8 protein-coding genes, 1 tRNA gene and 1 rRNA gene are annotated in these 8754 nt (G+C 67.7%); 5 read left to right on the top strand and 5 right to left on the bottom strand.

The features are described 5' to 3' along the window. Positions 1-95 (top strand): 5S ribosomal RNA (rrf, locus tag ACWDV4_RS08475); the annotation flags it as partial. Positions 96-244: 149 nt separating this feature from the next. On the opposite strand, the gene ACWDV4_RS08470 is transcribed toward rrf, so the two are convergent. From ACWDV4_RS08470 to ACWDV4_RS08450, 5 genes are all read right to left on the bottom strand, one after another. Further along, entirely contained in the window at positions 245-1468 is a 1224-nt protein-coding gene (locus ACWDV4_RS08470; protein WP_449975890.1) for a cytochrome P450 family protein, read from the bottom strand. Beyond that, on the bottom strand, positions 1465-2475 hold the full coding sequence (locus ACWDV4_RS08465; protein WP_449975888.1) for an aspartyl/asparaginyl beta-hydroxylase domain-containing protein: 1011 nt from the start codon (positions 2473-2475) through the stop codon (positions 1465-1467). The genes ACWDV4_RS08470 and ACWDV4_RS08465 overlap by 4 nt, the downstream gene beginning before the upstream one ends. After that, entirely contained in the window at positions 2472-3224 is a 753-nt protein-coding gene (locus ACWDV4_RS08460) for a class I SAM-dependent methyltransferase (RefSeq protein WP_449975884.1), read from the bottom strand. Before ACWDV4_RS08460 ends, ACWDV4_RS08465 begins: the two co-directional genes overlap by 4 nt. A 162-nt stretch (positions 3225-3386) precedes the next feature. Then, positions 3387-4610: a cytochrome P450 gene (locus ACWDV4_RS08455; RefSeq protein WP_449975882.1), complete on the bottom strand. Its 1224-nt coding sequence runs from the start codon at positions 4608-4610 to the stop codon at positions 3387-3389. A gap of 456 nt (positions 4611-5066) precedes the next feature. Then, positions 5067-5138, bottom strand: a tRNA-Lys gene (locus ACWDV4_RS08450). 221 nt (positions 5139-5359) lie between these two features. Between ACWDV4_RS08450 and ACWDV4_RS08445 the strand changes: the two genes are divergently transcribed. The 4 genes from ACWDV4_RS08445 to ACWDV4_RS08430 all read left to right on the top strand — a co-directional run bounded on the left by ACWDV4_RS08445 (position 5360) and on the right by ACWDV4_RS08430 (position 8724). Next, on the top strand, positions 5360-5629 hold the full coding sequence (locus tag ACWDV4_RS08445; protein ID WP_449975880.1) for a metal-sensitive transcriptional regulator: 270 nt from the start codon (positions 5360-5362) through the stop codon (positions 5627-5629). A 134-nt stretch (positions 5630-5763) separates the two neighbouring features. After that, a complete protein-coding gene (locus tag ACWDV4_RS08440) occupies positions 5764-7167 on the top strand; it encodes an MBL fold metallo-hydrolase (protein WP_449975878.1) in 1404 nt (467 codons plus the stop codon). A 79-nt stretch (positions 7168-7246) separates the two neighbouring features. Beyond that, a complete protein-coding gene (locus tag ACWDV4_RS08435) occupies positions 7247-7837 on the top strand; it encodes a rhodanese-like domain-containing protein (RefSeq protein ID WP_449975876.1) in 591 nt (196 codons plus the stop codon). Beyond that, on the top strand, positions 7834-8724 hold the full coding sequence (locus ACWDV4_RS08430; protein WP_449975874.1) for a sulfite exporter TauE/SafE family protein: 891 nt from the start codon (positions 7834-7836) through the stop codon (positions 8722-8724). The genes ACWDV4_RS08435 and ACWDV4_RS08430 overlap by 4 nt, the downstream gene beginning before the upstream one ends. The last annotated feature ends 30 nt before the right edge of the window (positions 8725-8754 follow it).

Genomic DNA, 8754 nt, shown 5'->3' with positions numbered 1-8754 from the left:
AAACGCCCGGTTACATTCCGAACCCGGAAGCTAAGCCCTCCAGCGCCGATGGTACTGCACTCGGGAGGGTGTGGGAGAGTAGGACACCGCCGGACTTCTTTCAGTTGTAGGCCACCCGATTTCGGGTGGCCTACAACTGTTTCCCCCGACCACAACTGTTTTCTAATTCGCCTTGCCAGGACAATGCTCCGCTTTGCCGATACGGCGCGATCGATTCATAGCCGATCCGCTGTGGCAAAGCCGGTCACTCCGGCCCGTTGGGTCTGAAGGTAACCGGCAGCTCGTCGAGCCCGCGCAGCATGCCAGGCCAACGGCGTAGGTCGGCGAAGGGCTTTGCCAACGTGAGGTCGCTGAATCGCCGTACCAGCGAACCCAGGGCGATGGTGGCTTGCTGGCGGGCCAAAGCCTGACCGAGACAGTGGTGCATGCCGTGCCCAAAACTCAGGTGTGGAGCCCGTTCTCGAGCGAGATCCACGACGTCGGGCTCGCGGAACTGCGCCGGATCGCGGTTGGCACCGGCCAGCGACACGACCACCATCTCACCACCGGGAATCCGAACGCCGCCGATCTCCACCTCCTCCTTGGTAAACCGAGCAACCCCACGGGTCACCGGCCCGTTGAGTCGGAGCAACTCCTCGATGGCGGGCGGCAGCAGCGCGGGATTCTGTCGCAGTGCTGCGGCGAGTGTGGGATCCCGCAGCATGGCCAGGATTGCTGAACCTATGAAGCAGACCGTCGTTTCATGACCGGATAGCAGCAGCATGATCGCCATGGCGACGACCTCGGTGTCGGTGAGACGTTCCTCGGATTGCGCCTGGGTCAACGCCGACAACAGATCGTCCCCCGGATCCGCGCGTTTGACGGGCACCAACGCCTCGAAATAGCTGGTCATCTCCGCACGGGCCGCATCCGCCCGCCGCAGCGTGTCCGGGTCGGCCGGTGGCATGGCCAGACCGACCGTCCAACCACGGAAGAGCTTCCGGTCTGCGTACGGCACGCCGAGAAGCTCGCAGATCACCGAGATGGGCAGTGGATAGGCCAGGGCCTCGATCAGGTCAGCCTGGCCCGCCGGCGCGATGGCGTCGAGCAGCGAATCAGTGATCTTCTGGACCTGTGGTTTGAGTGCCTCCACCCGCCGAGCGGTGAACGTCCTCGCCACGATGCCACGGAGCCGGGTGTGGTCGGGCGGATCCACCGCCAACATGCTCCAGGCCAGCACATTGGGGCGGCGCCGAGCTGACGCCGGTCCCGGCATGACCGAGGAACCGTACTCGAGGCTGCTGCTGAGCCGGCTGTCGTTCAACGTGGCGACCGCTTCGTCGTACCCGGTGATGAGCCAGATGTCGACGGCGCCGCGCAGGCGGACCCGCTGAACCCGGCCGCTTTCGCGGATCGCGTTCAACAGCGAGTACGGGTCGTCCTGTTGGGAGAAGTCGCGGGGGATGTCGAACTCGGCGGCGACGGTCATGAGGTCATTCCTTTCGGGTCGGGCCTGCTGGCGGTGGCCGGGCGCATCCACTCGGTGAGCAGGTGGCCTTCCCGTACCCGGAACGTGACGGTGGGCTGGGGCGAGGCTAGGTCTACGACGAGCGTGCGCTCCTCCGTCCAGCCCTCGAACCGGAACTCCGATCGACCGAGGTGCACCAGCGCGAACGTCGGGCGATCCGCCAGCACGAGTACCGGACGCCCGTCACTGATTTCGATGCGGGCGGCGATATCCGGTGGAACCTCGTCCCCCTGATCCTCCTCGGACCACTCCGGGAAGCTCGCGGGCATTGGGAAGTGGCAGAGCAGACCGGCCAGGTCCTCGTCAGATAGCGGGACGTGGTCGGTGGCCAGCAGGACATCCCGCCACGGGAGCCGATCCCGGTACTCCGGCGGGTACAGCTCCATCAACGTCCTGGTCAGCAGGCAGTCGATGACGAGGTGGACGCGATGTTCGGTCCCCTCGTTGCGTACATAGTGGGGTCGGTCGAAGTCGCCGAACCACAGTTGTCCGGCATTCCAGTGGTACGGCACAGATTCGATGATCACCTCTGCGCCGGGATTGGTGAGGACCGGAACATGGAGTCGTACGACGCCCCAGGGGTAGCCGCATTTGCCGTCCCGGTGCTCATGTACCCGTACGCCGGGACCCAGTGACATCAGGCGGACCGCACGCAGCGGTGCCGGAATGCTGGCCAGCACCTCGGCCAGGTAGGGCGCTTCGGCGAGGAATGGTGTGTCGCCGAACGGTAGGAGCCCGGCACCGCCCGGATCGGTGCGGCTCGGGTCACCGCCAGGGCTCCGAAGTGGCAGGATGCGCCAGTCGACCTCCACCGCGGCGGCGAGACCGTCCTGTCCGTAGGCGCGTTGTGCCCGCCAGCGGCGGTCCTGTAGCGCCTGGACCTCGGCAACGAGGCGTGCGGTGTCGTACCGGCGATCCAGCGCGGCAACCGCAGGAAGTGTGGACTTGGCTGCTCGTACCGGATTCATGGCTGCAAACCTCTTCGTACGACGACGCCGCCCGGATCGTCTGCGGCGACCCCGGCGAACACGAGGCCCGGCGCGGGGATCAGGCCGGCAGCGGCCAGATCGGCCAGCACCGGCTCGGGCCGGTGCATGTAATGCGGTCGCTGCACCTTCTCGGTCGCGATCAGACGACCGTCGTGGAACGTGCGGTACGTGTAGGTCAGTTGTGACTCGTCGGCGCCCAGGGCGGTGGCTGCGGCGGAAAGTTCATAGCGGCACTCGCCTACCCGGACCTCGTCAACGACCCTCTCCGCGAAGTCCGGTGCCGGTTGCCTGAGCACCATGTCCATGGCCAGGAGACCGTCTTCGACGAGGTGGTCGGCGAGGGCCCCGAACAGGTGGGGCCGGTCGGCCGGTCGTACGTGCTCCAGCACCCCGCCGAGGTAGGCGTAGTCGAATCGGCGGCCGAGCTGGAACGGCGGCACGGCCACGTCGAGCACGGTGACCCGGGCCTGTAGGTCCGGCCGCTCGGCGAGCTTGGCCAGCAGGACCGCCCGCATGGTGGCGGACCGTTCGAGGCAGAGCACGCTGGCTGCGTGTTCCGCGACGGCCAAAGTGAGTCGGCCGGTGCCGGGGCCTACCTCAAGCGCGTGTCCGCGGGGTGGGGCCAGGTCCGCGAAGAACTTCACCGAGGGCAACGCGTCATCGTTCAGTTTGCTGCGGAACAGGTCGTAGTAGCCCGCCGCGAACGCGTACGGATCGGGGGCTTCCATCGTCGGCTCCTTTGTTGTCGACCTGGTGGAAAAGGGGGGTTCGTCGTACACCCCCGGAAGACCGGGGGTGTACGACGAACGCCATCACTGTGGATTAGTGCCAGTAACGCATAGTGGTCACCTCCCTTCACCTTCCGCAGGGATCGGGGCCTCGGTAGCGGGCTATCGCAGCGCGACGTCCAGCCGGTCGAGACCACGCAGGGTGAGGTTGGGACGGAAGACCGGGTCACCGACCAGCCGAGCGGCCGGATAATCGGTGGCGAGGGCCGAGAAGAGGATCCGGGCCTGGAGGACGGCGAACGGTGACCCGAGACAGGAGTGCGCGCCGCGTCCGAATCCGAGGTGGGGGTTGGCCCTGCGGTTTGGCTGCCACGATTCCGGCTCGGGGAACCGGGCAGGGTCGTGATTGGCGGCTCCGAGCAGCAGGGTCACCGCCTGACCCGCTGATATCTGTACGTCGGCGATTTGGGTGTCGGTGACGCAGACCCGTGCGGTGGCCTGGACGGGTGAGGCGAAGCGGACGAGTTCGTCGACGGCTAGGGCCGGGTCGGCGTGACGGAACAGGCTCAGCCGGTCAGGCTCGGCTAGCCGGTCGGGCATGCTCGGCCGGTCGAGTTTGCTCAGGTCGGGTTTGCTCAGCAGGGCGGTAGCGGCGAGGCCACACAACCGGCTGGCCGATTCGAAGCCGGCGTGCAACAGCACTCGAAGAGTGTTCGCGACGACGGTCCGCTCGACGCCCGACCGGTTGGTATGGGCGGCGATGTGGGCGACAACGCCAGAGGGAGGCGGGTCCGACAGCCAACTCTCGGTGAAGGCCGCCAACTCCGCCCGGGCGGCCATCGCAGGTGGTCCCAGCTCCGGCCACAGGCCGGCGTCCATGCCGTCGGCGACAGTTTTCGATACGGCTACGAACCAGGACAGTTCCGGCTGCGGTACGCCGAGAAAGTCGGCAATTGTCCCGGCCGTGAGCGGCTCGGCCACCTCGGCGATGAAGTCGATGCTGGGCCGATCGGCGGCGTTGGAGAGTAACCGGCTGACCCGACCGGCGACCATGCGGGCGACGGCATCGTGGTCGACGAGCCGTAACGCGTCCATGACCAGCCGCCGGATCGCTGTGTGTTCGGGGGGATCCAGGGTCTGCACGCTGATGGCCTGCGGTGGCATTTCCTCGCCGGCCCGCCGCCAGTCAGCGGCGAACCGCTCGCTGTCCCGCAGGACGGTTGCGCAGTCAGCAAATCGGGTGAGCATCCAGGACTGCAAGGGGGCGTAGAAGAAGATCGGTTGTTGTTCGCGGAGCCGGTGGTAGGTTGGGTAAGGGTCGGACAGGATTTCGGGCCGTACGAGCGACCGGATCGGATCGGCGATTTCGATGTCGCGCAGGACCATGTACGTACACCCCCCGTGACGGGTATGAGCCTTGTGAGCTGGGTGGTAGCAACACTCGTCATCTACGAACTTCGATCATTGAAGCAGATGTGTTGAAGATCCGAAAGGGGAAGATGGCTGGCGGTTGCCGTGGAATTTCCGGCACGTTTGGCTGCTGCCCAGATCTGTCCGCTTGGGAGGTTCCCGCTGATGTCCGCTCGGCTGGAGCTTGGTGGCGACGGGGGGGCCGTCGTCTGGGTGGGCGGTGGCGGTTGCGGCATCGCCGTGTGCGACCGCGACGGAGTGCACAATGGACAACCCGAGCGGCTGCGGCTGCGGGCTGCGGAAGAGCTGAGAGTTGATGCTGTTGGTCGGCGCAACACGCTGACGCCAGGCGGTGATCGGCCATGGCGGCCGTGATCGGTGATGCTGGTGGTGGCCGGCCATGCCGGAGGGGGGGTATCCGGATGGCGGAGGTAGGCCGCCGGGGACTCGAACCCCGAACCTATGGATTAAAAGTCCACAGCTCTGCCATTGAGCTAGCGGCCCGTGCGCGCCTAGGTTACCGGATGTCCATTGCTCCGGTCGCATGACTTCCCGCTGTGCTCCTTGCGTCCGTGCTCGGCCAGTCCCCCTGTCTCGACCGGTGCTCTTGCCTCGACCGGTGGCTGCCTGCCTCGCCCAGATCCTGGTCGAGGCAGGGGCTGCGGTTGGGGGGCACTGGTCGATCGGGTACCCCCGGGGGTATGTTGGCTGCGGGAGGTGATGTCGTGAAGGTGCAACCGGAGATGGTTGGCGACGCGTTGACGCGTCTCAAGCGGGCGCGAGGACAACTCAATGCGGTCATTGAGATGATTGAGGAAGGTCGCGACTGTCGTGACGTTCTGACCCAATTGGCCGCAGTGTCCAAGGCGGTGGACCGGGCGGGCTACAAGATCATCGCGTCCGGGATGCGGTACTGCAACGCCGCCCGAGAGCGTGGGGAGCAGCCGGAGATGACCGACGAGGAGCTGGAGAAGCTGTTCCTCTCTCTGGCCTGATCTGTTGAACTGAATCGTCCCGATGCGGGGTTTCCCCCGCGTCGGATGGGTACCTGGAATACGCCCGACAGTGGGCGACGTATGTCCCGGCAATACCCCCCGGGGTATCTCGCTTTTGAGAGGGAGTAGGGCAAATGGCGGTTAAAGTCTCGGTAGTCGCGACCTCGTCGCTCGGCGACCGGAGCTACCTGGCCACCGACGGGCGGATCGCCGTGGTGGTCGACCCGCAGCGTGACATCGACCGGGTGCTGGACCTGACCGGGCGGCTGGGTGTACGCGTCACCCACGTGGTCGAGACGCACATCCACAACGACTACGTCTCCGGCGGGCTCGAACTGGCCCGGATCACCGGGGCGGAATACCTGGTGGCCGCCGCCGACACAGTGGCCTTCACCCGTCGCCCCGTGGCCGACGGGGACGAGATCGAGGTCTCCGACGTACTGCGGCTGCGGGTCCTGGCCACCCCGGGACACACCTTCCACCACCTGTCGTACGTGCTCGACGAGCGAACGGGCAACGGCGGCTGGACCCCGGTCGGCGTCTTCACCGGCGGCTCGCTGCTGTTCGGCACCACCGGTCGTACCGACCTGCTGGGCAAGCAGTATGCCGACGAGTTGGCCCACCACCAGCACGCCTCCGCGCAGCGGCTGGCCGACCTGCTGCCCGACGGCACCCAGGTCTGGCCCACACACGGCTTCGGCAGCTTCTGCTCCGCCAGCCAGGCCGACGCCCCCGAGTCCACCATCGGTCGCGAGCGGACCGCCAACCCGGCACTGCAACTGGCCGCCGTCGAGTTCGTAACCGAGACACTGGCCGGGCTCGACGCGTACCCGGCGTACTACGCGCACATGGGCGTGGCCAACTCCGCCGGACCGGCCCCGGTCGACCTCACCCCGGTGGCTCGCGCCGACGCCGCCGAACTACGCGAACGCATCGCCGCCGGGCAGTGGGTGGTCGACCTGCGACACCGCAAGGCGTACGCATCGTCGCACCTCGCTGGGACGGTCAGCCTCGGCCTCGACGGGCCGATGTCGACCTGGCTCGGCTGGCTCATCGACTGGGGCGTACCGATCACCCTGCTCGCCGAAACCCCCGAGCAGGTTGCCGACGCCCAGCGGGAACTGGTGCGCATCGGCATCGACCGCCCCGCCGCCGCCGCGACCGGCCAGCCTCGGGACTGGGCCGGAGAGCAGGGTGAGCTGCGTACCCTGACCGTCGCGGACTTCCCCGCGCTGGCTGCCGCACAGGCTGGGACCGTACCGGCTGGACTGCCGGAACCCGCAGCGGTGCTCGACGTACGGCTGACCAACGAGTGGCGAGACAGCCACCTCGAGGGTGCCGTACACATTCCGCTGCCCGAGCTGCCGGACCGGCTGGCCGAGGTGCCGGAAGGGGCGGTCTGGGTGCACTGCGGCTCCGGCTACCGGGCCAGCGTCGCCGCCTCCCTGCTGGCCAACGCCGGCCGGCAGGTGGTGCTCATCGACGACTCGTTCGCCCACGCCGGACCCGCCGGACTCCCGCTGGTCAGCGGGGCGTGACCGGTGGGCAGCGGACGGCCAGTCGTCCGCTGCCCAGCCCTTCTCCTGATGATCCCTACCAACTACTGACCGAGGAACCATGAGCACCAGCGCAATCATCGACTCCGCAACCCTGCGGGAACTCATCGACTCAGGCCGGGCACCCCGCATCCTGGATGTACGGACACCGGCCGAGTTCGAGACCGCACACATCCCCGGCGCGTACAACGTGCCCCTCGACCTGCTCCGCGAACACCGGGCCGAACTACTGGCCCACCTCGACGAGGACGTCGTCCTGGTGTGCCGCTCCGGTGCCCGGGCCGCCCAGGCCGAGCAGACCCTGGCCCAGGCCGGACTCACCAACCTCAGAGTGTTGGGTGGCGGGATGATGTCCTGGCAGGCCAGCCAGGCACCGGTGAACCAGGGGCGGGCCCGCTGGGACCTGGAGCGCCAGGTACGCCTGGTGGCCGGATCGATCGTGCTGGTCAGCATCCTCGCCTCGGTGTTCGTACCGGGCCTGAAGTGGGTGGCCGCGTTCATCGGGGCCGGACTGACCTTCGCCGCGCTGACCAACACCTGCGCGATGGGCATGCTGCTCAGCAAGCTGCCCTACAACCAGGGAGCGAGCTGTCGGGTAGACACCATCGTCAGCCAGCTCCGAGACGGAACACCGACCACGAGCCGGTCATGAGCGGGGTGGCGCTGACCGTCGGGCTGGCCGTACTCATCGGGGTCAGCCTGGGCCTGCTCGGTGGCGGCGGTTCGATCCTCGCCGTACCGCTGCTGGTCTACGTGGCCGGTCTCGAAGCGAAGGAGGCGATCGCCACCTCGCTGCTGGTGGTCGGCGTCACCAGTGCCGTCGCGGTCCTGCCGCACGCGCGGGCGGGGCGGATCAGGTGGCGGACCGGTCTGATCTTCGGCCTGGCCGGCATGGCCGGCGCGTACGGGGGCGGCCGGCTCGCCGCCTTCATCCCCGCCGGCGTCCTGCTGACCGGGTTCGCGCTGATGATGCTGGCCACCGCCACCGCGATGATCCGGGGCCGACGGAAAACCGAAGGTTCCGACACGGCCTCCGGCGAACTGCCACTGCTGCGAGTCGTCGCCGACGGGGTGGTGGTCGGCCTGGCGACGGGACTGGTAGGTGCCGGCGGTGGCTTCCTCGTCGTACCGGCTCTCGCGTTGCTCGGTGGGTTGCCGATGCCGATCGCGGTCGGCACCTCCCTGGTGGTGATCGCGATGAAGTCGTTCGCGGGGCTGGCCGGGTACCTGTCCAGCGTCCAGATCGACTGGGGTCTCGCCGGTGCGGTGACTGCCGCCGCCGTGGTCGGCAGTCTGCTCGGCGGCCGTCTCGCCGGTCGGATACCCGAAAACGTGCTACGCCGGATGTTCGGCTGGTTCGTGGTGGTGATGGGGGTGTTCGTCCTCGCCCAACAGGTACCCCGACCGGTGCTGGCCAGCCCATGGCTGTGGTGCGCGACCAGCGCCCTCGGCGGGGCGGCCGTGGCGCTGCTCGCCTGCCGGATCGCCCGACGCCGGCCCGATGTAAGGAAGGGCCCCTTCTTATCGCATTTTGCATAGGAAGGGGCCCTTCCTAACCGCAAAGCGGTG

This window comes from Micromonospora sp. NPDC003197 (assembly GCF_053590565.1).
This window is presented reverse-complemented; position numbering and strand designations above follow the sequence as displayed.

What these genes read in the sequence shown, in the direction of transcription:
- ACWDV4_RS08460 (WP_449975884.1), bottom strand. Translation starts at nt 3,224, where the DNA reads ATGGAAGCCCCCGATCCGTACGCGTTCGCGGCGGGCTACTACGACCTG.
- ACWDV4_RS08470 (WP_449975890.1), bottom strand. Translation starts at nt 1,468, where the DNA reads ATGACCGTCGCCGCCGAGTTCGACATCCCCCGCGACTTCTCCCAACAG.
- ACWDV4_RS08455 (WP_449975882.1), bottom strand. Translation starts at nt 4,610, where the DNA reads ATGGTCCTGCGCGACATCGAAATCGCCGATCCGATCCGGTCGCTCGTA.
- ACWDV4_RS08430 (WP_449975874.1), top strand. Translation starts at nt 7,834, where the DNA reads ATGAGCGGGGTGGCGCTGACCGTCGGGCTGGCCGTACTCATCGGGGTC.
- ACWDV4_RS08440 (WP_449975878.1), top strand. Translation starts at nt 5,764, where the DNA reads ATGGCGGTTAAAGTCTCGGTAGTCGCGACCTCGTCGCTCGGCGACCGG.
- ACWDV4_RS08435 (WP_449975876.1), top strand. Translation starts at nt 7,247, where the DNA reads ATGAGCACCAGCGCAATCATCGACTCCGCAACCCTGCGGGAACTCATC.
- ACWDV4_RS08465 (WP_449975888.1), bottom strand. Translation starts at nt 2,475, where the DNA reads ATGAATCCGGTACGAGCAGCCAAGTCCACACTTCCTGCGGTTGCCGCG.